The sequence below is a fragment of the Lactobacillus sp. RTP31084st1_F9_RTP31084_210423 genome, assembly GCF_040919545.1.
GTDB lineage: Bacteria > Bacillota > Bacilli > Lactobacillales > Lactobacillaceae > Lactobacillus > Lactobacillus paragasseri.
The window spans coordinates 1-24,499 of sequence record NZ_JBCOVH010000002.1; the positions used below are offsets into that span (position 1 = coordinate 1).

Here is a 24,499-nt window from a genome sequence, read left to right on the forward strand (position 1 = left end):
GCTTTAGGCGTTATGCGGATGGGGACTAGAACTCCAGAAGAAGGAGCTGCTGCAATTAACGCAGCTTATAAAGCTGGTGTAAATTTTATTGATTCTGCGGATATTTATGGACGCGGAAATTCAGAAAAAGTTTTTGGTAAGGCGTTAAAATTAGCCGATGTTAACCGTGAAGATTTATTTATTCAATCAAAGACTGGAATTGTTGTAGGACCAAATGGAAGCCATGGATCATTAGCTTATGGCTCACGCTATGAATTTACTAAAGAGCACATTTTGGATGCTGTTGATGGTATTTTGAAGAGAATGGATATTAATTACTTAGACTGCCTAGTCTTACACAGACCAGATATTTTGATGAATCTAGAGGGAATTAAACAAGCCTTTGATATTTTACAAGCTACCGGTAAAGTTAGATTCTTTGGTGTATCTAACTTTAATCCTGCTCAATTTAAGATGCTTCAAAATGCAGTAAGTCAGCCTTTAATGTTTGATCAAGTGCAATTCGGATTAATGCACACAGGAATGGTTGACTTTGGCTTGCATACTAATATGACTGATGATGCTTCTATTAACCACGATGGTAGCTTACTGGAGTTTTTACGGATGAATCATATTACTTTGCAAGCGTGGTCACCATTTCAATATGGAACTTTTGCTGGTACATTTATCAATAATCCAGCCTTTCCTGAATTAAATAAGAAATTGCAGGAAATTGGAGATAAATATAGCGTTGGTAAAAATGCAGTTGCGGCAGCTTGGATTCTTAAATGGCCTGGTGAGGTTCAGGTTATTATGGGAACTATGACTCCGGCTCATATTGTCGATTCTGCTAAGGGTGCAGATATTGAGCTGACTAATCAAGAATGGTATGATTTATATTTTGCTGCGGGACACGATTTACCGTAAAAAAGTTTTGCTTTTTATAAAATCATCTGATATACTAGTAGACGTTGTGAGAAATGCTGACTTAGCTCAGTTGGCAGAGCACGTCATTAGTAATGATGAGGTCGAAGGTTCGAATCCTTTAGTCAGCACATGTGAAAAGTCCTAACCTGTCGGTTAGGACTTTTTTTATTGCCTTTTTTAACTTGATATAATAAAAGGTAGAAATATATTACGAAAGATAAATGCTAGAAAAGGTAAAAGCAGATGAAATTAAGTCAAAATAAAGAAACTTTAGATCAAATAGCACCATTAGTGGAATATGCTTTTTTAAAAAATAATGATATACGTGAGGATCCCAACTTTTTAAGTCGTTATAACCATAGTATGGGTTTTGGTGAATATAAGGATAACCATCTTGCTAGCTATATTATGGTAAATGAATTTAAAAGTAGAATTTTTGCTAAAAAAGTTAAAATGGGCGGAGTTGGTTATGTTGCTTCTTATCCCGAAAACCGTGGTCAGGGCGATATTAATCGCTTGATGAAGGAGATTATTTTAGAATTACACGATCAAAATTACGCAATTTCTGACTTAGCTCCATTTTCAGAAACTTTTTATCGTCGTTATGGCTATGAAAATACTATTTATGAAAAAATGTATCAAATTCGGCCTGAATATCTACGTTTCTTTAAGCCTATCAAAGAGGGAAAAGTAGTTCGTGGAAGATGGAGTGATTCATCCCTAAAAGAAGCAGTAATCAAGTTATATCAGGCTAAACTCAATCAAGGTGAACAAAGAAATACAGTTGACCGTGCAGACTGGTGGTGGGATAGATTAGATACGTATTATCCCGGTAGATCAATTTGTGTTTATTTTGATAAATTCCAACAACCACAGGGGTATATGTTTTACCGAATTGTTGAGCGTAACTTCCGAGTAGAAGAGATGTATTATCCAACTCCGCAAGCAGCTCAAGCCCTGTTAAGCATTATTGCAAGCCACAGTTCAAGCGACTTGAAATACTATGTGAAAATGCCTGAGGAAAGTTTGTTAGGAGAATTCTTCCCGGAACAAGAAGGAATCACTATAAAGACAATACCTTACATGATGACTAGAATCATTGATATGAAACAAGTGTTAGAAGCATTGCCTTTAGTTAATAATAAAAAACTGACTATTGAGGTCACTGACGATGATATTATTGCTGAGAATAATGGTATCTGGTTAGTTAACGATGCAGCTGAAGAAACTAGGGTAAGAAAAGTCGAAACAGATCCAGACTATACAGCTTCTCTAACTAACTGGACCCAAGTTTTATTAGGCCACTTAACTTTAAAACAGGCAGTTCAATTAGGTTTTGTTAAAGAAAATCATCCAGTTAATACTGATTTTGTTAAAGGCGAAGTCTCATTTTATGATTACTTTTAATTAAAAATAGTTTTTCTGACTTAAAATAACAGAAAAACTATTTTTTGTTATAGCCAGCAATATCCCAGTCTGTAAATTTGTAGTTTAATTTTTTATGATAGGCTTTTTCATAAGCTTGTTTCTTTTGCTGGTAGTCAATTTCTCGCATTTTTTGTGCATTTTTTGCGATTGAAAGCTTGGGATTAGGATAGATAGTTGGTAAGACATGAAGAATCCAGCGAGTTTTATTAAATTCAGGATGCAATATCTCTCGCTTTTTTGTGTCTTTAATTTCAACAAAACAAGAAATAATAGGAATATTCATTCTAGCTGCATAATAATAGGCACCCTTTTGCAAGGGTCGAGGTTTGCGATAATTTTGCCATAATTCTTGCTCTGGATAAATTACAATCCAATTATTTCTAATCAGAATTCGCTCTAAGTGTCTTGGAAAATCCCGTCCTAAATACTCTATGCTAGCAGTAACGGGAATGCTGTCGATGTTTCTCATTAGGAATCCAATCCAGCTAGGAAGTTTGAGGTTAGTATCTTCAATAACAAAGTACAGTCTTTTATGGTATTTCATTGCTAGGCGTTTGAGTGGTAAGCAATCGAACTGATTGTAGTGGTTACAAGTGACAATAGCTGAAGAAAGATTCTTAAGCGAAGTAGGATTATCAATTTTGGTATTGAAAGTTAATATGGGAGTTCCAACATTGAGAATTCCCCGGGCAATTAAATTAATTATTCTAGAAAACAATTTATCATGATTAGCCCAAAAGTTTTTGACCAAATTCAAGCGTTCTTTTTTACTTAAAATTGGATCATTTGGCTCAACTTTTGCATTAAAATTTTTCTCTTTGACACTTTTTTTGATATTTAAAATAACTTGTCGCCGATTTTTTCCAATAATCATCTGTATTCTCCAAGATTTTATGTGGTAGTTATAAGTTCTATTTTATTTATTTTGCTTTTTAAAACCAAATATTATCCCACCCATTGTTTTTCATGCTAAGCTAAGGTAACAGATAAAACACAGAGAGGAGAAATTATAATGAAAGTAGGTATTATTGGAGCTTCAGGCATGGCAGGAAGTGCAATTTATAAGTTGGCTAGTCAAAATAAAGACTTAGAAGTAACAGGTATTGTTAGAGATAAAGATAAAGCTAAAAGAGTCTTAGGTAAGGATGCTAAGCTTTTAATTGGTGACGTCCTAACAATGGATGATAGTTTGCTTCAAGAATTTAATGTGATTGTTGATGCCTTTGGTACCACACCAGAGAGGGCAAGAGATCAAGTAAAACTTGCTACCAAGTTGTGCGGCTTAGCTAAGAATAAAGATATTAGAGTAATCTTCATTCTAGGAGCTGGTAGTCTTAGAACTGGAATTGATAACCACTTAGTTGTTGAAGATATTAAGAAATTAACTGGCTCTGAAAACTGGATTAATACGCCAAAAGAACAGTTAAATGAGTTGAACTACTTAAAGCAAGTTGAAGATGTAGATTGGCTCGGAATTTCACCAGCCTTAACCTTTGAAGCAGGTCCAGAAGCAGCAGGTTATATGTTAGGTAACGATACGCTGCTCTACAACGATAAAAATGAATCTAAAGTAACTTCGGGTACAATGGCACGCTTAGTTGTAAATGAAATTGTTCATCCAGAGCACCATAAGGAAAGAATTACTTTAGTTGATGAATAAAAAATAACCGCTACAACGCTCAGGCGCTATAGCGGTTATTTTCATGTAATATTTAATTATTAGCAATTAATGAACGATAAAAGTTAGCTTTAGTTTGACGGTAGTAAGGCGTAATCCAAATGAATCCAATACCGCAAGTGATTAAACCAAGTAAGCCCCAACCAATGAAACTTAGGTCTAGAACGAATAAGTCCATCTTATGTCCATCCATTAACTTACGACTTTCGGTAATAGCTTCAGTTGCTCCGATATCAGTTTGACCAGCTGAAAACTTATCTTTCAAAATATATGGAGTCATTGCATAGGAGTAACCCTTAATGAAGCCAGGAATAATGAATAAAATGGTCCATAAACTAACAAATAAGTTAGTCATAAACAGAGTAAACAAACTGTTTTTAAAACGGCCATTGCTATAAGCGCTAAAAATACCAGAGTACCAAGTCTCCATCTTGCCTGTTTCAACAAAGTCTAAGATTGTGTAGGCAACTCCCCATAAAATTAAGCCGGTAATCAAGCCTACAATAATTTCTGAAAGGTTATAGGCTGGCTTATATCCTTGAATTAAGTTGTCTTTATTAAAGCGTAGAACAGTATAAGTAAAATCTTTTCCAGTCCAGATCCAGCGGTTAAGATCCATAATAACGGCGTTAACTAACCAAGCAAAGATAGTTAGGCAAATAGCCCAGCCCCAGTTGCCGCGTAGTTGATCTTTTGCAGCTTGTTTCAATTGTGCACGTGTCATAGTATTACTTCCTCTAACAATATATTAATTTCTGACCATTATAATCTTACCACTAATCTTTAAGTAATTTGAAAAACTAAATTCTACTATCTTCTGGTATAATCAAAATTACTAACTTAAATAGAAGAAGGGTTGCTACTTGAAATATAAACAATTAATTTTTGACGTTGATGATACTCTGATCGACTTCGCGGCTACGGAAGATTCATCTTTGCATGCGCTATTTAAATCACATAAGCTGCCTCTTTCTTCTGATTTGCAGAAGCAATATCATACCTATAATCAAGGACTTTGGCGTAGACTTGAGCTTGGTGAGATTACGTATGATGAGCTAAGTGAGATGACTTTTCATGATTTCATTAAAGAGAATTTTAATTTAGATGTAGATGGTAATGAATGGATGAATGAATATCGCTCTTACTTTGGCGAAGCGCACCAGCTATTGCCTGGTGTGGAAGACACGCTTAAGTTTGCGAAGAAGCAGGGATATAAGTTAACTGTATTAAGTAACGGCGAAAAGTTTATGCAGCGTCATCGCTTAGAGTTAGCAGGAATTAAGGATTATTTTGATTTGATTGTAACGTCTGAAGAAGCTCATTATTCTAAGCCAAATCCACATGCTTTTGATTATTTCTTTAGTAGAACTGAAATTGGTCCAAATGAAACCTTATTCTTCGGGGATGGTTTACAGTCAGATATTTTAGGTGCTGAAAAGTACGGCTTTGACAGCATTTGGTATAACCATCGTCATAGAAAGGATACAATTGGTCTTCATCCCTTATTTGAAGTCGAAACATATCCTGAATTTGTTAAAATAATGCAGAACGATTTTCAAAAAGCATATTAAAAGGAGTGCCTGGAGCACTCCTTTGTGTTATACACTATTCTTTTTCAAAGCCAACCATTAAACCGCCATCTTCAGCGTAGAAACTGCAGAGGGCACCACATTCGCCGATCGTTACTTTAGCATCTGGGAAGTTATCTAAGATAATCTCTTTCATGCTTAGGGCAGAGCCTTCATTTTGAACGTGATCAATTTGAACACGGCCACCTTTATAGCCGGCTTTGACCATTTCATCTAAGAGTTTTCTTCTAGCTTTCTTAGCACCGCGTGCCTTACCCAAAAGTTCAAATTCACCTTTATTGTTGGCAGTTCCGATAACGAAAAGCTTCAATAAACCAGCAATCTTAGCGACTGCTGGTGGGATACGACCATTATTGCCTAGATTAGTTAAGTCTTGCAAGGCAAACATTAAATCAAGCTGGTGTTGGTACTCTTCAGTGGCCTTGACAATTTCTTCAAATGACTTACCCGCATTTGCTAGACTAGCAATTTTCTCAGCCAGTAATCTCAATTGAGGACCAGCTGAGCGAGAATCAAATACTAAGATCTTAGCTTTTGGATTCTTTTCATGATAAATCTTAGCTGCTTGAGTAGCTGAATTATAACTACCGGAAAGGGCGCTAGTTAAAGTAATTACAAAGATCTCGTCGCTACCTTCAAAAGATTTAAGCCAGTCGTTTACATTGGGACAAGCAGAAGTAGACTTGCTCTTAGTGTGTTTTAGCGTATGAAGAAACTTGTCTAAATCAATATCAGGCGTATCCATCCAAAGCTTGCCATCAACGTGAAGCGATAAAGGAACTGTAACGTGATCAATTCCATCAATTTGATCAGCTGTGATATTCGCAGTTGAATCTGTGATAATTTTTATTGGCATATAGATTACCTCGAATTAAATATATTAACCTATTTTCTTTCAGTCTAGAGAAGATAGATAGTAAAGTCAAAGAAAATGCTAGCAAAAAAGACAGCACTGAAGCTGTCTTGATTAACGTGAAAATACTAGGCCCAGAAGACCGCCAAGTGCAATTAATGCTAAAAGCGGTAGTACTAGATAAGAAACGAAGGCAAATAGCAAGCCAACGATGATTAGGAAACCAACGATTTTTAGCATGCCAATTCCTAGTTTCCAGAAAAGCCAAATGATTAATAAGGCTAATAAAATTGAAAACATATTCTAAACCTTCTTATAAAAAATTAAACTATATTTTGATATTAATCATATTACGAAATTGAGAGAAAGTGTAGATAGGTTTTTATTAAGAATATGCTAAAGAAATAAAATAAACCGCTTTCATATTTTGCAAAAACGTGATATATTAATGGTGTGAAATAGCTCAAGTAGAAGTCACGATTAAGATTGTTAGAAGTTATATTTTTTATTAATTAAGTCGACGATACTCTAGCTATTGCAATTCATAAATATAATTCATAAGTAAAAGGAAGTTCTATTTTGAACTTCCTTTTTTTGCTGTATTGCTTGCTATAATAATACTAAAAAATACTATCTATAATTTTTGGAAAATAAACTAATGAAAAAATTAACAATAGGAATTCTAGCTCACGTTGATGCAGGCAAGACTACTTTATCAGAGGGCTTGCTTTATCAAAGTGGTACGTTAAGAAAATTAGGTGCAGTTGATAAAGGAACTGCATATTTAGACAGCGATAATTTAGAAAAGAAACGCGGAATTACGATCTTTTCTCATATGGCTCGCATTCAAACTGAAAATAGCGAATTACTCCTCTTAGATACTCCCGGCCACATTGACTTTGCCCAGGAAATGGAAGAGACGCTTAGCGTATTAGACTATGCAATTTTAGTTGTGTCGGCTAGTGAAGGCGTAACTGCTTATACGCAGACGCTTTGGAACTTATTAAAAAATCACAAGATCCCAACTTTTATTTTTGTTAATAAGATGGATACATTAAAGGCTGATAAAGAGAGGGTTCTTCAGGATTTAAGGACACTCGATGACAACTGTGTTGAGTTTGGGGATGAAGGTTCTGATTTTTATGAAAAAATTGCTACAGCAGATGAGGCAATTTTAGAAGAATATTTAGAATCGGGTCAGATAAAAGATGAAGAAATCAAAGATTTGGTCTTTCAAAGAAAGATCTTTCCAGTATACTTTGGCGCAGCTTTAAAACTAAACGGAGTAGCTGAATTTTTACAGGGACTAGATAAGTGGACTAAGAAAATAGAGTATCCTGAGAAATTTGCTAGCCGTATTTTTAAGATTTCTCACGATGAGAAAGGCGAACGCTTAACTTGGCTTAAAGTTACTGGTGGTGAATTAAGAGCCAAGACTGAGCTAATGCCTGATGAAAAGGTTAATGAAATTCGTCTCTATAACGGTACTAAATATCAAGTAGTTCCTAGTACTCAAGCTAGCGAAATTGTTGCTGTTAGCGGATTGAAAACCACTTATCCTGGTCAGGGTATAGGCTTTGAAAAGGATCAAACGAACTTTACAATGCAGCCAGTTCTAACCTATGCAGTGCAGACTGCACCGGATAAGATGCATGCGACGCTAACAGCTCTAAGACAGCTAGAAGATGAAAATCCGCAATTGCATGTTAAGTGGGACAAGCAAGCAGAAGAGATTAGCATTGATGTGATGGGAAAGATTCAGTTAGAAATTCTCCAACAGATTTTGCACGATCGCTTTGGCTTAAAAGCTGAATTTGCTCAAGGCAAAATTCTTTATCAAGAAAGCATTAAAGATTCAGTTGAAGGAGTAGGACATTTTGAACCTTTAAGACACTATGCGGAAGTTCACTTATTGTTAAAACCGGGTAAGTTAGGCAGCGGCTTAGTTTTCAAAAATGAGTGTAGTCTAGAAGTTCTCCCTAAGAAGTGGCAAGACCAGGTAATGGAAAGTCTAGCAAATAAAGAGCATCTAGGTGTTTTAACCGGTTCTCCTCTAACTGATATGGAAATTACACTAGTTGGCGGTCGCGGTAGCAATGTACACACAGTGGGTGGTGACTTTAGAGAGGCAACCTATCGTGCGCTGCGACAAGGTTTAATGGAATTAAAAGCACAAAATCAAGTATCTTTACTTGAGCCTTGGTATCAATTTACTTTAAGGATCAATCGGGAACAGGTTGGTCGTGCAATTAATGATATCGAGAAAATGGGCGGAAAATTTGAAATCGGAGAAAGCGATCATGATGTCGTGACGATTACTGGTCAAGCCCCAGTAGCACAGATGCAAGATTATGCAACTGAAGTTAGGAACTACACGCACGGCAGTGGTCAACTTGAGTGCTTATTTGCAGGCTATCGGAAATGTAAAAATAGTGCTGAAGTACTTGAGTCAATTAATTATGATCCTGTTTCTGACATTTACAACACCCCTAATTCTGTTTTTTGCTCTCATGGCGCAGGTCATACTGTTGCTTGGAATGAAGTGCCAGATTATGCTCAATATCCGTATTTACAATCTTAAGATTGCTTAGGATCGACTAAAAAGATAGACAAAATTATTTCAAGTAATTCTTTTTTCGCAAAAGCAAAGCTGAAATAATGGCTAAGGCAGCTCCAAATAAGATTACCCATAAAAATCCAAATTCATTATCCTTACCTGGCAATCCGCCAACATTCATCCCCCAGATGCCACTAATTAAAGCCGGAATTGAGATAATTAGAGCAATTGAATCAAGATATTTCATCAAATTGTTTAAATGATTATCCATCATTGCCGAGAAAAGTCCATTAATTGATTCTAAAAGATCGCGGTAAACTTTTATTTTTTTAGTAATCCGGCGCTGAGAAAGTAGTAGATCAATGATAAAAATTGAGTTGGCCGAATGCTGCTTTTTAAGAAAGTCAGTTAGAGCTTCAATAGAAGAAGCTTGGTCATCCATTGTGTGATTAAAATAGACCAAAGTTCTGGTTAAGTCCGTTGCTTCTTTCAAAGACTTAGTTTTGGTAGTAGTTCTTGCTGCATGATCTAACTGATCAAGTTGTTGCTTTATTTTAGTTAATTCTTCATTAAAGCAATGGTTTTGATAGAGTAGTTGCTTAATTAAAAGATCTTCAACTGATAGTTTAGCAATTGCCTTTTGATTTTCTAAAATAGGTGCTGGCTTTTTTTGTAAAACTAAGATTAGTTGCTGAGAATTGAAGATCGCAATTGTGGGATAAATCGCATCTTCAACTTGAGTTTGACCAGCGTCGAAATTAAAGGATACGAAAATTCTGGCATTTTCAATTTTACATTTGGGCAAGACGTTAAAATGTGATACTTCAGTAGCGGACGTTTGTTTAGTAAAGACGTGCGCGTCACAGCCGATTGTTTTTTCTATATTGGTTAATTCTTCAGAAGTAGGATTAACTAAAATAACAAGTTTAGCTGATAATAGATTGTCTGATGTTATGTAGCCATTTTTATCATAAACAGTAAGCATAAGAAAACCTCCTGACTATTGTTTTTTTAGGGTAAATATATCATAGAAGGCACTATAAGTTAGATTTAACGCCTTACAGTTGTTAAAAATGAAAACGATATACGTACAGAAAAATTAATTTATAATTAATGTACATAGCAAGTTATTAAGGAAATATTAAGCTTCTCGTTTTGGAGATGCCATAATATCTTTATCGACTAGTGCATGATATGATTAAGTTAATCAGTCATGAGGATTGAAGATAGCTAGCTAAAACAATCTTTTATGTGTTTTAGGAAAGGATACCTAATTATGATGAAAGATAAACATGGAATTAAAGACAAAGTAGCAGGTAAATTTAAAGAAGTAGAAGGAAAAGTCACTGGCGATAAGGCCCGTGAATTAGAAGGAAAGGCTCAACAAGCTAAAGGAAAGGTAAAATCTAAGGCTACTAAAGTAAAAGAAGACTTAGAATAAATTACTACTAAATTAGAAATAGGAGGCGATCCCCATGCTTCACTGGATTTGGGTTTTGATTGTCGGAGGCGTAATCGGGTTAATTGCAGGTGCCATTACTCATAAGGGTGGCTCAATGAACTGGATTGCAAATATTATTGCTGGGCTAGTAGGCTCATCTCTAGGCGAGGCCTTGCTTGGTGCCTGGGGTCCGCAAGTAGCGGGAATGGCAATTGTTCCATCACTCTTAGGTGCTATTATTCTAGTTATCTTGGTATCATGGATTATGACTATGCTATTTGGCCCTAGGGCTAGCGAATAAATCATATTTAACACAATTAAATAATCTCTCTCAAAAGAGCAGTCCTTAGCAGGCTGCTCTTTTCTATGGTCGGCGTTTTGAGTTTTCATAGTATAATAGATGTGATATAAAAATCTAGGTAAGAAAAGAGATAATAATGCGTTTAATTTCATGGAATATTGATTCGCTAAATGCTGCTTTAACTAGTGATTCAGCACGTGCCAAGCTTACACGTGGCGTTTTAAATACAATTAAAGAAAAAGATCCTGATATTATTGCCATTCAAGAAACTAAATTACGGGCAACTGGCCCGACTAAGAAGCATCAAGAAATTTTAGCTGAGATGTTTCCTGATTATGATTATGTTTGGCGCTCTTCTGAAGAACCTGCACGAAAAGGTTATGCTGGGACAATGTTTTTATATAAAAATACTTTGACTCCAGAAGTAACTAAGCCAGTAATTGGGGCGCCAGAACCAATGGATCATGAAGGCCGCATTTTAACTTTAGAGTTTGATAACTATTATGTTACCCAAGTTTATACGCCAAATTCTGGAAATGAATTGAAGCGATTAGATGATCGTCAGGTTTGGGATGAAAAGTATACAGAGTATTTACAAAAATTAGATCAAGTAAAGCCGGTAATTGCTAGCGGTGACTATAACGTGGCTCATACACCAATTGATTTGAAGCATCCAGAAAATAATCATCATAACGCTGGTTTTACCGATGAGGAACGGCAAGACTTTGATAAGTTGCTCAAGCTTGGCTTTACTGATACATTTAGAAAAATTCATGGCAATGTCGAAGGAGTTTATTCTTGGTGGGCTCAAAGAGTGAGAACCAGCAAGGCTAATAACTCGGGCTGGAGAATTGACTATTACATCGTGTCTAATAGAATTGCTAATCAGGTAACTAAGTCAGAAATGATCGATACTGGTGAGCGAAAAGATCATTGTCCAATTATGTTAGAAATTAATCTGTAATTATCCACTTGTGGATAAATCAAGAAGATCCAAATGATCTTCTTTTTTAGTTTAGGAATGGAAGTGAAAGCTGTGGATAACGTTTTAAAAGATGCAATTTTGAATGGCTTGTATAACAAGAATGAAAATAAGGGGAATGAGTTTATCAGTCCTCAGTTAGTAAATAATGATGATCAAAGTAAAATTTGGCTTACTTTGCGGCAGGAATTAATGTCATGTACCTCTTTTACCTGGGCCGTTGCTTTTATTTCAGAGAATATGCTTGTTCCTTTTAAGTTAGTAATGTCTGAACTAGCTAAAAAAGGAGTTAACGGTACCTTAATTACAGGAACTTATCTTGGCTTTAATAGTCCTAAAGTTTTTAAAGAGTTAATGAAGATTCCTAATCTAACGGTACGCTTAAGTGAGGAAGCTGGTTTTCATGCAAAAGGCTACATTTTTAATCATGAAGATTATCAGACGATTTTAATTGGAAGTGCAAATTTTACTAGAAGTGCCTTATTAAAAAATTGCGAGTGGGGATTAAAAGTAACTTCGCATGAAAATGGGCAATTGGTCGAAGAAGTTAACGATCAAATTAAAAATAATTTAAGTAATAGCTTGATACTTACTAGTTCTTGGATTAAGGAATACGAGCAAAATTGGCAACCGATTAAAGATAATCCGCATCTTCTATTAAGAAAATCCAAGAAAATATCACCTAACCAAATGCAAAAAGAAGCTTTAGCGAATTTAGATGCTTTAGTAAAAGAACAGGCAAAACGTGCCCTTGTTGTTTCAGCGACAGGAACTGGAAAAACATATTTGGGTGCTTTTGCAGTTAAAGAATATAAGCCAAAAAAGTTTCTTTATTTAGTTCACCGAGAACAAATAGCTAAAAAAGCTTTAGAGAGTTTTTATCAAGTAATTGGTGGCAAGAAAAGCGACTATGGCTTATTAACTGGAAATAAACATGATTTTGATAAAAAATATCTTTTTGGAACGGTTCAAACTGTAAGTCAGGAACAAATACTCGGACAATTAAATCCAGAAGAATTTGACTATATTTTAATTGATGAAGCTCATCGAGTGGCAGCACCAACTTATCAGAAGATTTTGAATCATTTTACACCAAAATTTTTATTGGGAATGACGGCAACACCCGAACGAATGGATAAGCAAAATATTTATGAAATATTTGATTATCACTTAGCTTACGAAATTAGACTGAAAGATGCTTTAAATGAGCAGATGCTCACGCCTTTTCATTATGTGGGCGTCGAAGATTATACAGTGGGAAACCAGATTATTACTGAAACTAGTAAATTAAAAGACTTAGTTGCTGAAAAACGAGTAGAGTATGTGCTTAAACAGCTTAATTACTACGGCTATTGCGGAGAAAAGGCAAAGGGCTTAGTATTTTGCAGTCGGCAAGAAGAAGCAAGAGAGCTGGCAAAATTATTTAGTCAAGCTGGTCATCCGTCTCGTGCGCTTACTAATGAGGATAGTCAAAAAAGGCGTGCTGAAGTAACGCAGCAGTTAGAAAATGGTGAATTAGAGTATATTTTTACCGTTGATCTATTTAATGAGGGAATCGATATTCCGTCGCTCAATCAAATTGTTATGTTACGAAATACTCAATCAAGTATTATTTTTATTCAGCAATTAGGTCGAGGCCTGCGTAAATTTCCGGGAAAAGATTATGTCACAGTTATTGATTTCCTGGGAAATTATAAAAATAATTATCTAATTCCAATTGCTTTAAATGGTGATAAAAGTCGTGACAAAGATCAAGCAATTAGAGAAAGTAAATTACCACAGGTAATTGATGTTTCAACAATTACCTTTACCGAGATTGCTTCTCAGAGAATTTTAGCTTCGCTTGAAAAGATAAAACTAGACAGTATGCATGAACTAAGGCAGTCGTATGAAGATTTGAAAGAAAAGATTGATAAAGTGCCACTCTTATGCGATTTTTATCAATATGGTACGACTGCGCCAACGGTTTTTGCTAAAAATCATGCTCTAGCACATTATGGTGCTTTTTTAAAGAAGATGGGAGAAGAGGTAAATTTAGATGATTATCAGAATGCAGTTCTATCTTTTGTAACCAAGGAGTTGCTATTCGGAAAGAGACCGCATGAGTTGCTACTCTTAGAAAGCTGCTTAAATAAAAACATCAGTAAAGCTGATTTTATTAAATTACTTAAGAACAAAAATTGTTATGTCAGTAAAGATGTACTTGAGTCGGTTGAGAAAATTCTGTCGCTTGAATTTTTTGATGTTAAGCAGGGAAAAGCTACCAAGAAAGAGCAATATGGAATTTATCCTTTAATTGAAAAAGAAAATGGAGAATATCATTTATCCAATCAATTATTTCAGGCATTAAATGATAATCAGCAATTTAAAATACTATTTAAAGATGTGCTAAAGACAGGTTTAGAACTGTCAAAAGAATATGATTCACAGTCTCAATTTACTCTGTATAAGCAATATGATCGTAAAGATGTCTGCCGTTTATTAAATTGGCCTAAGGATGTTTCGGCTCCAATGTATGGGTATCGTGTGGGAGAAAAAGAGACACCAATTTTTATCACTTATCAAAAAGACTCTAAGAAAAAGCGTAATGCTTGCTATCAAAATACTTTAGAAAATGGTCATAGTTTACGTTGGTATACCCGCACACCGCGTCATTTAGATTCAGATGAAGTGCAGCGCTTGTTGCATACTGGTGAGATGAAATTACACCTATTTGTGAAGCGAAGTGATGCAGCAGGAAAAGAATTTTATTATTTAGGAACAGCAGATATCCAAAAAGACTCAGTCAAAGAAGAAAAAATTGGACTTAAGCAAAAGAGTGCAGTTGGTATGAACTTAGTTCTCAATCATCCTTTAAAGCAATCAATTTACAATTTGCTTTTTAGTTAGGAAATTAAACATAGTTTAGGATAAATTATAAAAATACATAATAATTATTTGATAAATTTTAAATTGCAAAACTGGAGGAAGAGAGAAAATAAGATTGAAAAATAAACTAGTTTTTGTACTGGCTTTATTAGTGATTGTTTTGACTGGTTGTACTACTCAAGACAAACCAAATCAGGCAGATGCGGCACCTAAGTACTATGTTGAAAAGCGTCAAACACCTAAGACAAACTTGAATGTGATACCAACTCTATTTTTCCATGGTGGCTTAAGCAATTACAAGGGCGAAGAAAACATGGTAAAAGCAGCTCAAAAAGCAGGAGTTACCAATTCAATAATTAGAGCTAATGTAGATGCAAATGGTAAAGTGAAATTAATTGGCACTATTTCTAAGAATGCTATAAACCCAATTGTAGAGGTAAATTATCGCAATAATGTTCAGCTGGATTTTAAAGAGCATGGTCGATATGCTAGAAATGTTGTGCAGACTTTACAAAATGAGTACGGAATAAAAAAGGTAAATATGGTTGGACATTCCCTGGGAAATATTTCGATTATGTATTATTTGTTGCAAACTGCGCATGATCCTGAAATGCCCAAACTAAATAAGCAAGTTTCAATCGGAGGACATTTTGATGGACTTGCTTTTAAACAATTACCAATTGCAATTCGCCAGCCATCGAATTTACATGTTGATGCAGAAGGAAAGCCAAATAAGACCAACTCTACTTATCGTGAGATGATGAAGTTAAGAACTCTTTATCCAAACAAGCAGACTAGTGTTTTAAATATTATTGGTAATATTGGAGGTAATTCAGATGGAATTGTGAAGAATGCTTCGTCACTTTCGCTTGAATATTTGGTTGAACCAATGGCTAAAAGTTACCGAGTAGTTAAAATTGTCGGTAAGAACGCAGAGCACGGACAGCTAACTTACAATAAACAAGTTGAAAAAGAAATTATTAAGTTTTTATGGCTCCAGTAAATTTGAATAATCAAAAAAAAGATGCTTTGATGCATCTTCTTTTTTAAATTTTATTTTCATGTTGATTACTTTTATCAAAATTATGGAGCCACATGCCCCAAGCGGCTTGAAATTCAATAATTAATACACTGGCAGAAATAAGTACCATGATAATTAAGGCATAACTAGCCGTTTCACCTAATTCAGATGTATCGAAATTGTAAGTAAAGAGCTTAATTCCTCCATAGATAAGTAGAATAACCCAATATATATTTGCTCCCCACCATAACTTTTTCATTGCAGATACCGCTTTCATTTACTGTATAAAGCTATTATACCATTCTTATGGTTAATTAAAAGTTTGGTGCATAGCTAAAGCGCCCTTAAGAAGTTGTATAATAAAGAGAAAATAGAGAGGTGAGGTGAATTAGATGGGACAAGCTTGGGAAAAATTTAAAAAGAATACAAACGTGCATCGCCTTGCCACGTTATGCTTAATTATTTTGGTATTATATGCGGCACGTTCAATGATGAATACAATTTTATTAACGTTTATTTTCACATATTTAATTGTGCACTTAATTCGTTTTACGCAAAAGAAATTACCAAACTTGCCCTCGCAAGTAATTGTTGTGTTAGCTTATCTATTAGTAATTGCGATTATTTACTTTGCAATTACCATATATGTGCCAATATTAATTAAACAAATTGTTAAAATGAGTCATTCTTTAATGAAGTTTTATCAATCTGATAATATGGACTGGTTAACGCAATATTTGAATCATTACATTAGCGATAGTGAAATTACAACGCAGGCAAAACATGGTGTAACTATCTTAGTTCATGCCTTGACTAATGTGGGCACATTAACGATTGCGTTCTTTATGTCACTAATTATGAGCTTTTTCTATACTATTGAGCTTGATTCTATGAACGAATTTTCTTATACTTTTTTGAATAGTCGCCATTTATCCTGGTTATTTAAAGATATTGCCTACTTTGGCAACAAGTTTGTTAATACTTTTGGTGTGGTTTTAGAAGCTCAATTCTTCATTGCCTTATGTAATACAGCAATGACAATGATTTGCCTAATTATTATGAAAATGCCGCAGATTATTGCTCTTGGATTAATGGTCTTTATTCTAAGTTTGATCCCAGTTGCTGGTGTAATTATTTCCTTGATTCCGTTAAGTTTTGTGGCTTATTCGGTAGGCGGAATTAGGTATGTAATCTATATCTTCATTGTTATTATGATAATTCATGCAATTGAAGCCTACATTTTGAACCCTAAGTTCATGTCAAGTAAAACAGAATTACCAATTTTCTATACCTTTGTAGTTTTGCTTGCAGGTGAGCATTTTCTTGGAACCTGGGGACTAATTGTTGGGGTACCAATCTTCACCTTCTTGTTGGATATCTTAGGAGTAAAATCAGTTAAAACGAAAAAGCCAAAAATCTTGAAAATTGAAAACAAAAAATAAAAGCAGCTGTCAAAGCTGCTTTTTGCGTATTGTAAATAGGATTGTAGGTCCCAAATGAGAATATATGAAAAATACGAGATATGAATGGAGTTTTTAATTTTGCTATTCACAATACAATATTAATTACGCAAAAAAATCAGATTTTTTGTTATTTCTTATAAAAATTTTCAAGTACTAATAATAGCGGTTTCATATCTTCCTTTGTTAAACTAAAAATGAAAGAAAGATGTGAGGCAATGTTATGAAAAAATATGATTATATAATTTTAGGAACAGGTCCTGCAGCATATCAATTTATTAAGCTCTTAGCTACGCAACATAAATCAATTTTAGTTATTGAAGGTGGCTTATTTGGTGGAACCTGTCCCAATGTCGGTTGTGAACCAAAAATCTATTTAGATGGTGCTGTTCAAGCTGCACTTCTTAGCAAACAACTAGAAGGACATGGTATTGAACAGGCTGCAGCGATGAATTGGTCACAATTAATGAAAGAGAAAAAGGAACGATTTACTAGTTGGCCGGATGAAACGAAAGAAATCATTGGTAAGACTTGCGATGTAATTAGTGGAAGTGCGCATTTTATTAATCGACAAACAATTGCAGTAAATCAAAAATATTTCCAGGGAAATAAGATTATTATCGCAACTGGGAGAAGACCGCATGAATTATCAATTCCAGGAGCAAAGTTTTTGCATGATAGTTCAGATGTATTATCTTTAAATAAAGTCCCAGAACACGCTACTTTTATTGGCGCGGGTTATGTAGCGATGGAGTTGGCTACGTTTTTAGCTGCGGCAGGCAGTCAGGTAACCATTTTGGTTAGAGGAGAGCAAGTATTAAGACATTTTTATCAAAAGTATAGTTCTGACCTAGTTAATCGAATGATGCAGCGCGGGATTCAATTTAGGTTTGCTACTGAGGCGACTCGCATTACTCAATTAAGTGATAAATATGTTGTTGAGTTAAATCAAGATAGTTCCCTTGTAACTGATTATGTTGTAAATGCTAGTGGTCGGACGCCAAATATTGAAAAACTCGACTTATCTGCTGCACAGATTGACTATTCATCTAAGGGAATTGATGTAGATCGCCACTTACAGACAAATGTTAAGAATATTTATGCAATTGGTGATGTTACAAGTCAGGATGTACCTAACTTAACTACGGTGGCAGAATTTCAGGCACGCTATCTTTTCAATTCTCTTGAAAAAGGTTTAAGTCAGCCAATCGACTATCCTGCAATCGGAACCGGTGTATTCGCCTTTCCGCAATTAGCCCAAGCTGGGGTTAATCCTGATAGCGTTTCTGAAGATAGAGATAATTTTGAAATTGTAGAATATGAACTAAGTCAGAGTAGTTTATATGCTGGTCAAAGAGAAAAGGGGCTGCTAACGGTAGTTTATGATAAAGCTAATTATATTGTTGGAGTTAGCGAAATCAGCACAAGTGCAGTTAATGATGTGAATTATTTTGTCCCAATTATTGGACTAAGAATCAGGAGAAATGAATGGCATCGAAATGTATTGCCAATTTATCCAGCCTTAGCTGATAAGATTGAAGGAATTTTGAGATAGAAAAAATGGCACCATTAAGGTGCCATTTAATTATGAATCTAATTTTTACAAGTCGCTTCCACCATAGTTAGGAGCTTCTTTAGCCATTTGAACATCATGTGGGTGAGATTCGCGAAGGCCAGCGTTAGTAATTTGAACAAATTGACTGCTTTCAATCAATTCTTCGATTGTACCAGCACCAACGTAGCCCATACCAGCACGTAAACCACCGTCAATTTGGTAGATAATATTTGAAACGTCACCTTTATAAGGAACTAAAGCTTCAACACCTTCAGGAACTAACTTGTTTGCTTCGTTAACTCCGCCTTGGAAGTAGCGGTCAGAAGAGCCATGTTGTTGTGACATTGCTCCTACTGAACCCATACCGCGGTAAGACTTAAATTTTTTACCTTCATTTGTGAAAATTGTACCAGGTGCTTCAGTAGTACCTGAGAACATTGAACCTAGCATTACTGCATTTCCACCAGCAGCTAAAGCTTTAACCACGTCACCAGAGTACTTAATTCCGCCGTCGGCAATGATCTTCTTGCCGTATTTTTGAGCAACATTAGCAGCATCATAAATAGCAGTAATTTGAGGAACACCGACACCAGCAACAATACGAGTAGTACAAATTGAACCAGGTCCAATTCCGACCTTAACAACATCAACGCCAGCGTCAAATAAGGCAGCAGTTCCTTCGCCAGTAGCAACATTTCCTGCAATCAGAGTAGCTTTAGGGAAGTGATCGCGAATTTCTTTGATCTTACGCAGAACACCAGCAGAGTGACCGTGTGCAGTATCAATAACAATTGCGTCAGCGCCTGCCTCAAGTAAGGCTTCAGCACGTTCAAAAGTATCACTTGTAACGCCAACAGCTGCGGCAGCTAAAAGACGACCTTGATCATCAACTGCAGGGTGAGATAAGTTAGGATCAACAGCTTTAGTTTTAGCCTTTTTAACCTCTTCAACCTGGGCTTCGATTGAAAGGTTTTTGTGAATAACGCCTAAACCACCATTTTCAGCCATGGCAATTGCCATATCACCTTCAGTAACAGTGTCCATTCCAGCAGAAATAAGTGGAATGTGAAGTTGAAGATTAGGCGCTAATTTTGTATCAAGTTTAACTTCATTAGGCAGCACATGACTTTCAGCTGGAATTAAAAGTACATCATCAAAAGTTAATCCTTTTTTGGCAAATTTTGTTTCCCACAAACTCATTGTAAAGTCCTTTCTATAGAAGCAACGTTTTAATATTAAATTAGCTAAACTTTACTCGAATCTGAGCCAGAAGTCAATTGGAAATTTGATTTATTTTTTTAACAATTAGATTGGCTAGTAACTTATAACCATTGACGCCGAAGTGAAGACCATCATTCTTTTTTCCGTTGAAAATTTCGGGAAAGCTTATATTTTCTTGCATTTTACTGGCAAGATCAATAACCGGAAATTTATATTCGCTAGCTACTTTTTTTACTATATTGCTGTATTCCATAACTAAACGGTTGCTTCTTACTCTTTGTTTATTTTCATCAACTGCTGGTGGTGTGATAAAGATAACTTTTTCTGGATAATAAAGCCAAATAATGCTTGAAGCAATTAAATCTAAATTTTTTTCAAATTGACGAAGAGGGACTTGCTTATGCGTTGCTAAGTCATTAGTGCCAACTAAAATAATTAGATAATTACACTTAGGCTGATTAAAGACCAGGTTAGGTAGGGAAAGGGCAAGACCGCCAGAATTAATTCCTGAAATTGCAGTGTTGTAAATATCACAAGAAAGAATTTTTTGTAGCTGAAAATTGAGTTCTGGAATTGAGTGGTTTTCAGAGCGGGCAATAATGCTGTCCCCAGTTAGAAGTAATTTCATATCAGAATCCTTTGGGTAGAAAAAAGACCTTGAGAAAAATCTCAAGATCTTTTTTAATTATCAATAATTTGATCTTTAGAACTTGTTCTTGTCTAAAGCAACTGGTGAATCAGGCTTTTCACCGTTGATTAACTTCAAGTTGTTGTTAAATGCCTTAACAACCATGTTACGTACTGCGTGAGTAGTGTAGAAAGCAGTATGTGGAGTTACTAAAACATTTGGACGATCAATTAAGTCAGCTAAACGAGCATCTGGGAATTCTTTGCCTTCCCAATCCTTGTTAAATACGCCAACTTCGCCTTCGTAAGTGTCCATTACGAAACCAAAGATCTTACCTGAGTCTAAACCACGGATAACAGCATCAGTGTCAACAAGTGGACCACGTGAGCAGTTTACGATTACAACGCCATCTTTCATTTCAGCGATTGACTTATCGTTGATCATGTGAACGTTAGCTGGAACATCTGGTACGTGAAGTGAAATTACATCAGCTTGCTTGTATAAGTCATCAAGTGAGTCAACGTAGTAACCCTTCTTTTCAAGTTCTGGGTTCTTGAAGATATCGTAAGCAATAACCTTTGCGCCGAAACCTTCCATAATTCTCATAAATACTTGACCAATGTGACCAGTACCAACAACACCAACAACTTGGTCACGAACTTCACGACCAATAGTAGGTGCCCAGCGTAAGTCGCGCTTAGCCATCTTTTCATCCATACGCTTGTCTTGACGTAGTACACGAGCAGCTTGGATTGCAGCATGTTCAGCAATTGCGTCAGGAGAGTATACAGGAACGTTAGTGATTTCAAAGCCTAATTCCTTAGCTTTGTCCATGTCAATGTTGTCAACACCAACGTTACGTAATGACATCTTAGTTACGCCAGCATCAGCTAAAGCTTGAAGAGTTTCAGGAGTGTAGTCTAATTGTTGGTAAACAACAACACCGTCAGCACCCTTAGCTAACTTAGCAGTTTCAGGAGTCAAAAGCTTGTCAGTGTATTCAACTTCAACATCCTTGTGAGCATCTTTCCATTCGTTTAAGAAAGGTTCTTCATCTTTACGAATAGCGTAAGCAAAAATCTTTGTCATAAATTCAACCTCCGTCAAAATTAATAGTATGACCGTCTTTTATTATACACTTGACTTTGTTAATAAAAACACAAAATCGAATTTTTTTGAAACTTATTTTAAAGATGTTTCATGTGAAACGATAATTGCAGTTAAAAATAGATTTTCTTTTGCGTATCATTATAGGGTGCCTTATGATAATGGTTAGAAAAAAGAATTGGAAGTAAAGCTGCTAAAATGTTATTAAAAATCAGTCAAAACAGATGAGGGAATAAGTAATGTCAGTTGTTGTGAAATATATAGATTTAGATAATAATTCAGCTGAATTGGCAAGTTCAGAAGAATTGAATGGAAAAGCAGGAGAAAGAATTAACTATCATACAGCAGAAGAAGTCCAAAAGCTAACAGCTGCTGGTTATGTATTGATTAATAATTCGTTTGATCCAAATAATGAAATACATTTTTTTGATGAAACTTCTCAAGAATACAAGCTCACTTTTAAACATGGTCAAGAAGAAGTAACTGCTAAGAATCTAAAATATGATTGTCAATTAAATGATGTACAACTTAAAGGAAAGCAAGTAGTTCATTATACAGGCCTTGAAAAAGATATTCCTGACAATGTAGTTGAAGTCACTTTTAATAGGAAAATTATTTACGACAAAGTTACTAAGCAGAAAGTTTCACTTAGTGCCTGGCAACCAGAAAAGTATTATTTGCCTTTAGTTGCTACTCCTGCCGTTTTAGATTACACGCCAGATAAAGCGGTAATTGGCGGAGAAGCTGTTACAGTTCAAAAACCTAAGCATGAGTATGTCGTTACTTATTTGCCTAATAAGAAAAATGCTAGAAGGCAGAAGGCTGAAATCAAGTTTATTGATATTGATGATAGTAATCAAGAATTAGCTAGCTCTGGCGAATTAAAAGGTAAACCCGGCAAAGAAATTTCTTACAGTACGACAGAAATTTTGAAAGAACTGACAGATAAAGGATATGAAGTCGTTACTAATGACTTTGATTCTAATGACCAGAAGCCTGTCTTTGGAAATAGTAGAGATTACATTCAAACCTTTATTATTGCTTTAAGACATAAAAAGCAAGCCGTTAATTCTGATCATCTTTCTTCCGAAATTGACCATCGTCTTTATGAAAAAGAAGTACATCGCCGAATTACCTTTTCAGGTTTAAACGGTCAACAGTTAGATGATATAGTTCAAACTGCTGTCTTAAAACGTAGTCTAACAATGGACATGGTTACTAAAAAAATTATCCCAGGCGAATACACTAGTCAGTGGCAAAGCACAGAAACATATCCTTCAGTGGCTGTTCCTGTTGTTGCAGGATATCATACTAAAACTAAAGTAGTAGTAGCTTGTCCCGTAATAGAAAAAGACATAAGTGAAGAAGTTAAGTATTATGCAAATGGTTATTTGATTCCAGTTGATGCAAATCATAATAAGCTTTCTGAAATAGATAAGAAGCAATTAATTACTAATTCTATTGATCCAACGAAAGCAATTTTCCCTAAATTAGAGCTTGAAAATGTCGTCTTAAAGCCAATTAAAGAGGTAAAAATTGAAGATCCGGGGCGAGATTATGAGGTTCCATACTTATTAGTTCATAAATATATTGCCGTTGATGAGAAGCATCCTAAAAAGGAAATAAGTCCAGCATATTATAGAAGAATTGTGACAGCTCGCGTTCATTATCAAGGTGCTGGCGATTTGACTCCTGCTGACGCAGAACAGACAGTTACCTGGACAAGAACAGTAACCTATGACGAAGTAAGTAGAGAAATCATTGATAATGGAATGTACACGACAAAATGGTTAGCTGATAAAGATATCTTTGAAGCAACCCCTACGCCAGTTATTAAGGGCTTTTGCGCTGATATTGGCTTAATTGGCGAACATCCAGTTACAGAAACAGACTTGATGGCGACTGTTACTTATGCGCCAGTTGGAAAAATGATCCCAATTGATGAACATGGAAATGAAATAAAAAATGCCATGCGATCACCATATATTAATGATCCATATGATCCAGTACGGGTACTTTTTACCGAGGAAGTTCCAGAAGTACAAGGATATGCTCCGGTTAACAATACAATTTCGGTTAATGATCCATTTTCCGATACCAAGGTAACTTATACCTTGAAGCCCCGTTATATTCCAGTGAATAGTGAACACCCATATCGCCCGATCAAGCCAACGATGTATAGTGTGCCAGTTAAGGAAACAGTCAAATATCAGGGAGCAGGAGAGCAAACACCAACGGCTCGTTTGCAAGCTGCACGATGGACTAGAACATTAACAGCCGATGAAAATACCAGTGAATTAATAGACAATGGTAAATATACAACAGCTTGGAAAGTTGATAAGAATCACTATGCTGCAGTAAAAACGCCGGTAATTGATGGCTATCATGCTGATAAGAATATTATTGAAGCAAAAGAAGTTAAAAAAGCTGATCTTAATTTTTCTGTAGTTTATCAAGCTAATGGACGTATAGTACCAGTGGATGCAAAAGACAATTCGTTAGTCGGTGTTGAGCAACCATCATATGTAACTGATCCAGAAGATGCAACAAAGGTATTACCAAAACAAGGTGTACCTAGAATTTTGAATTATGTACCAGAACAAGAAGTGATTACGGTAGGAGATGCAGGAGAAGATACACGAGTTAAATATTACACATTTAACGAATGGAGTGAATTAAAAGCTAAGAAAAAGGCTGAACAAAAACATAAAAATTTAAAAACAAAGAAACCGATTGAAAATAAAGATGAGCAAGAAAAGAAGGAAAAAGTAGAAGAAAGGCCAAAAGCAGCTAATTCTGATCAAAAAAAGAAGCAAGATCATAAGGTTTTGAAGCATATATTTCCGTGGATGAAATAGAAGATAGAAGGCTAGATTTGTTTAAGCAAATCTAGTTTTTTTATTG

The 24,499-nt window shown here is 35.4% G+C and carries 22 protein-coding genes and 1 tRNA gene; 14 read left to right on the forward strand and 9 right to left on the reverse strand.

The annotated features are described in order from the left end of the window. The 3 genes from AB5359_RS05330 to AB5359_RS05340 form a co-directional block, all read left to right on the forward strand. Positions 1-906, forward strand: a 906-nt coding sequence (locus AB5359_RS05330) for an aldo/keto reductase family oxidoreductase (RefSeq protein ID WP_368287199.1), incomplete at its 5' end; no start/stop codon positions are given. 55 nt (positions 907-961) lie between these two features. Next, positions 962-1,034 (forward strand) — tRNA-Thr (locus tag AB5359_RS05335). A gap of 115 nt (positions 1,035-1,149) precedes the next feature. Further along, positions 1,150-2,313, forward strand: a complete 1,164-nt coding sequence (locus AB5359_RS05340; RefSeq protein ID WP_048685837.1) for an enhanced intracellular survival protein Eis — start codon at positions 1,150-1,152, stop codon at positions 2,311-2,313. A gap of 37 nt (positions 2,314-2,350) precedes the next feature. On the opposite strand, the gene AB5359_RS05345 is transcribed toward AB5359_RS05340, so the two are convergent. Next, positions 2,351-3,208, reverse strand: a complete 858-nt coding sequence (locus tag AB5359_RS05345; protein WP_048685835.1) for a 1-acyl-sn-glycerol-3-phosphate acyltransferase — start codon at positions 3,206-3,208, stop codon at positions 2,351-2,353. Between the two features lie 138 nt (positions 3,209-3,346). Between AB5359_RS05345 and AB5359_RS05350 the strand changes: the two genes are divergently transcribed. Continuing rightward, entirely contained in the window at positions 3,347-3,994 is a 648-nt protein-coding gene (locus tag AB5359_RS05350) for an NAD(P)-dependent oxidoreductase (protein ID WP_003649715.1), read from the forward strand. 52 nt (positions 3,995-4,046) lie between these two features. Here AB5359_RS05350 and AB5359_RS05355 read toward each other — a convergent pair whose 3' ends face one another. Then, a complete protein-coding gene (locus AB5359_RS05355) occupies positions 4,047-4,736 on the reverse strand; it encodes a DUF975 family protein (RefSeq protein ID WP_048685833.1) in 690 nt (229 codons plus the stop codon). Between the two features lie 139 nt (positions 4,737-4,875). On the opposite strand from AB5359_RS05355, the gene AB5359_RS05360 reads away from it, so the two are divergent. After that, entirely contained in the window at positions 4,876-5,583 is a 708-nt protein-coding gene (locus tag AB5359_RS05360; RefSeq protein ID WP_003649713.1) for a YjjG family noncanonical pyrimidine nucleotidase, read from the forward strand. A 34-nt stretch (positions 5,584-5,617) separates the two neighbouring features. Here the strand turns inward: AB5359_RS05360 and AB5359_RS05365 are convergent, their stop codons facing one another. Together AB5359_RS05365 and AB5359_RS05370 are read right to left on the reverse strand one after the other, a co-directional pair. After that, positions 5,618-6,457, reverse strand: coding sequence for a DegV family protein (locus AB5359_RS05365; RefSeq protein WP_048685831.1), 840 nt, complete (start codon positions 6,455-6,457; stop codon positions 5,618-5,620). 111 nt (positions 6,458-6,568) lie between these two features. Further along, positions 6,569-6,754 carry a hypothetical protein gene (locus AB5359_RS05370; protein ID WP_003649711.1) on the reverse strand — a complete coding sequence of 62 codons (186 nt, stop codon included), beginning with the start codon at positions 6,752-6,754 and terminating at the stop codon, positions 6,569-6,571. A gap of 358 nt (positions 6,755-7,112) precedes the next feature. Here AB5359_RS05370 and AB5359_RS05375 point away from each other — a divergent pair, with 358 nt between their 5' ends. Then, positions 7,113-9,035 carry a translation factor GTPase family protein gene (locus AB5359_RS05375; protein ID WP_048685829.1) on the forward strand — a complete coding sequence of 641 codons (1,923 nt, stop codon included), beginning with the start codon at positions 7,113-7,115 and terminating at the stop codon, positions 9,033-9,035. Between the two features lie 34 nt (positions 9,036-9,069). On the opposite strand, the gene AB5359_RS05380 is transcribed toward AB5359_RS05375, so the two are convergent. Further along, positions 9,070-9,996, reverse strand: a complete 927-nt coding sequence (locus AB5359_RS05380; RefSeq protein ID WP_003656855.1) for a magnesium transporter CorA family protein — start codon at positions 9,994-9,996, stop codon at positions 9,070-9,072. A 294-nt stretch (positions 9,997-10,290) separates the two neighbouring features. Between AB5359_RS05380 and AB5359_RS05385 the strand changes: the two genes are divergently transcribed. From AB5359_RS05385 to AB5359_RS05405, 5 genes are all read left to right on the forward strand, one after another. Beyond that, entirely contained in the window at positions 10,291-10,452 is a 162-nt protein-coding gene (locus AB5359_RS05385; protein WP_172620139.1) for a CsbD family protein, read from the forward strand. Positions 10,453-10,486: 34 nt separating this feature from the next. Next, on the forward strand, positions 10,487-10,753 hold the full coding sequence (locus AB5359_RS05390) for a GlsB/YeaQ/YmgE family stress response membrane protein (RefSeq protein ID WP_003648116.1): 267 nt from the start codon (positions 10,487-10,489) through the stop codon (positions 10,751-10,753). Between the two features lie 136 nt (positions 10,754-10,889). Continuing rightward, complete coding sequence (locus AB5359_RS05395) at positions 10,890-11,717, forward strand: exodeoxyribonuclease III (protein ID WP_048685827.1); 828 nt, start codon at positions 10,890-10,892, stop codon at positions 11,715-11,717. A gap of 33 nt (positions 11,718-11,750) precedes the next feature. Continuing rightward, on the forward strand, positions 11,751-14,624 hold the full coding sequence (locus tag AB5359_RS05400) for a DUF3427 domain-containing protein (protein WP_080979654.1): 2,874 nt from the start codon (positions 11,751-11,753) through the stop codon (positions 14,622-14,624). Positions 14,625-14,718: 94 nt separating this feature from the next. After that, complete coding sequence (locus tag AB5359_RS05405) at positions 14,719-15,606, forward strand: alpha/beta hydrolase (RefSeq protein WP_048685825.1); 888 nt, start codon at positions 14,719-14,721, stop codon at positions 15,604-15,606. Between the two features lie 43 nt (positions 15,607-15,649). On the opposite strand, the gene AB5359_RS05410 is transcribed toward AB5359_RS05405, so the two are convergent. Next, positions 15,650-15,883 (reverse strand): DUF3923 family protein, encoded by a 234-nt coding sequence (locus tag AB5359_RS05410; protein WP_035422968.1) that lies wholly within the window; start codon positions 15,881-15,883, stop codon positions 15,650-15,652. Between the two features lie 133 nt (positions 15,884-16,016). On the opposite strand from AB5359_RS05410, the gene AB5359_RS05415 reads away from it, so the two are divergent. Both AB5359_RS05415 and AB5359_RS05420 read left to right on the forward strand, forming a co-directional pair. After that, positions 16,017-17,066 carry an AI-2E family transporter gene (locus tag AB5359_RS05415; RefSeq protein ID WP_003649703.1) on the forward strand — a complete coding sequence of 350 codons (1,050 nt, stop codon included), beginning with the start codon at positions 16,017-16,019 and terminating at the stop codon, positions 17,064-17,066. 241 nt (positions 17,067-17,307) lie between these two features. Next, positions 17,308-18,639: an NAD(P)/FAD-dependent oxidoreductase gene (locus tag AB5359_RS05420; protein ID WP_368279807.1), complete on the forward strand. Its 1,332-nt coding sequence runs from the start codon at positions 17,308-17,310 to the stop codon at positions 18,637-18,639. Positions 18,640-18,684: 45 nt separating this feature from the next. Here AB5359_RS05420 and AB5359_RS05425 read toward each other — a convergent pair whose 3' ends face one another. The 3 genes from AB5359_RS05425 to AB5359_RS05435 form a co-directional block, all read right to left on the reverse strand. Then, positions 18,685-19,839: an IMP dehydrogenase gene (locus tag AB5359_RS05425; RefSeq protein ID WP_003656847.1), complete on the reverse strand. Its 1,155-nt coding sequence runs from the start codon at positions 19,837-19,839 to the stop codon at positions 18,685-18,687. Between the two features lie 73 nt (positions 19,840-19,912). Beyond that, positions 19,913-20,488: an SGNH/GDSL hydrolase family protein gene (locus AB5359_RS05430; protein ID WP_048685819.1), complete on the reverse strand. Its 576-nt coding sequence runs from the start codon at positions 20,486-20,488 to the stop codon at positions 19,913-19,915. A 75-nt stretch (positions 20,489-20,563) separates the two neighbouring features. After that, the gene (locus AB5359_RS05435; protein ID WP_048685817.1) at positions 20,564-21,577 is read right to left on the reverse strand and encodes a D-2-hydroxyacid dehydrogenase; all 1,014 of its coding nucleotides are present in this window, start codon (positions 21,575-21,577) and stop codon (positions 20,564-20,566) included. 257 nt (positions 21,578-21,834) lie between these two features. Between AB5359_RS05435 and AB5359_RS05440 the strand changes: the two genes are divergently transcribed. Beyond that, entirely contained in the window at positions 21,835-24,453 is a 2,619-nt protein-coding gene (locus AB5359_RS05440) for a glutamine amidotransferase (RefSeq protein ID WP_048685815.1), read from the forward strand. The last annotated feature ends 46 nt before the right edge of the window (positions 24,454-24,499 follow it).

What these genes read in the sequence shown, in the direction of transcription:
- AB5359_RS05340 (WP_048685837.1), top strand. Translation starts at nt 1,150, where the DNA reads ATGAAATTAAGTCAAAATAAAGAAACTTTAGATCAAATAGCACCATTA.
- AB5359_RS05345 (WP_048685835.1), bottom strand. Translation starts at nt 3,208, where the DNA reads ATGATTATTGGAAAAAATCGGCGACAAGTTATTTTAAATATCAAAAAA.
- AB5359_RS05350 (WP_003649715.1), top strand. Translation starts at nt 3,347, where the DNA reads ATGAAAGTAGGTATTATTGGAGCTTCAGGCATGGCAGGAAGTGCAATT.
- AB5359_RS05355 (WP_048685833.1), bottom strand. Translation starts at nt 4,736, where the DNA reads ATGACACGTGCACAATTGAAACAAGCTGCAAAAGATCAACTACGCGGC.
- AB5359_RS05365 (WP_048685831.1), bottom strand. Translation starts at nt 6,457, where the DNA reads ATGCCAATAAAAATTATCACAGATTCAACTGCGAATATCACAGCTGAT.
- AB5359_RS05370 (WP_003649711.1), bottom strand. Translation starts at nt 6,754, where the DNA reads ATGTTTTCAATTTTATTAGCCTTATTAATCATTTGGCTTTTCTGGAAA.
- AB5359_RS05375 (WP_048685829.1), top strand. Translation starts at nt 7,113, where the DNA reads ATGAAAAAATTAACAATAGGAATTCTAGCTCACGTTGATGCAGGCAAG.
- AB5359_RS05380 (WP_003656855.1), bottom strand. Translation starts at nt 9,996, where the DNA reads ATGCTTACTGTTTATGATAAAAATGGCTACATAACATCAGACAATCTA.
- AB5359_RS05385 (WP_172620139.1), top strand. Translation starts at nt 10,291, where the DNA reads ATGAAAGATAAACATGGAATTAAAGACAAAGTAGCAGGTAAATTTAAA.
- AB5359_RS05390 (WP_003648116.1), top strand. Translation starts at nt 10,487, where the DNA reads ATGCTTCACTGGATTTGGGTTTTGATTGTCGGAGGCGTAATCGGGTTA.
- AB5359_RS05395 (WP_048685827.1), top strand. Translation starts at nt 10,890, where the DNA reads ATGCGTTTAATTTCATGGAATATTGATTCGCTAAATGCTGCTTTAACT.
- AB5359_RS05400 (WP_080979654.1), top strand. Translation starts at nt 11,751, where the DNA reads ATGATCTTCTTTTTTAGTTTAGGAATGGAAGTGAAAGCTGTGGATAAC.
- AB5359_RS05410 (WP_035422968.1), bottom strand. Translation starts at nt 15,883, where the DNA reads ATGAAAAAGTTATGGTGGGGAGCAAATATATATTGGGTTATTCTACTT.
- AB5359_RS05415 (WP_003649703.1), top strand. Translation starts at nt 16,017, where the DNA reads ATGGGACAAGCTTGGGAAAAATTTAAAAAGAATACAAACGTGCATCGC.
- AB5359_RS05420 (WP_368279807.1), top strand. Translation starts at nt 17,308, where the DNA reads ATGAAAAAATATGATTATATAATTTTAGGAACAGGTCCTGCAGCATAT.
- AB5359_RS05425 (WP_003656847.1), bottom strand. Translation starts at nt 19,839, where the DNA reads ATGAGTTTGTGGGAAACAAAATTTGCCAAAAAAGGATTAACTTTTGAT.
- AB5359_RS05430 (WP_048685819.1), bottom strand. Translation starts at nt 20,488, where the DNA reads ATGAAATTACTTCTAACTGGGGACAGCATTATTGCCCGCTCTGAAAAC.
- AB5359_RS05435 (WP_048685817.1), bottom strand. Translation starts at nt 21,577, where the DNA reads ATGACAAAGATTTTTGCTTACGCTATTCGTAAAGATGAAGAACCTTTC.
- AB5359_RS05440 (WP_048685815.1), top strand. Translation starts at nt 21,835, where the DNA reads ATGTCAGTTGTTGTGAAATATATAGATTTAGATAATAATTCAGCTGAA.